Here is a 214-nt window from a genome sequence, read left to right on the forward strand (position 1 = left end):
CTAGGGCTTAAGAAACTTGTTTTTAAGACAGTTCTCAGAAAGAATCATATCCAAGAATATGAAATGAGGGGTGATAAGGTTGTTAAAGGTCTGTTTTGTGTCTATGACGATGCGGAATTAAATAGAGATCTGATTTTACTACCTCCTGAGCTCCGAGCGAGAGGTGATAAAGAGTGTAGAAAAAGGCTTGTTTGTGACTATATATCAGGCATGA

1 pseudogene is annotated in these 214 nt (G+C 37.9%); it reads left to right on the forward strand.

From position 1 onward, the window contains the following. Positions 1-214: pseudogene (locus ACT3XD_RS19790) on the forward strand (hypothetical protein); the annotation flags it as partial.

This window comes from Halomonas sp. AOP7-B1-5, assembly GCF_052353045.1.
Lineage (GTDB): Bacteria > Pseudomonadota > Gammaproteobacteria > Pseudomonadales > Halomonadaceae > Vreelandella > Vreelandella colorata.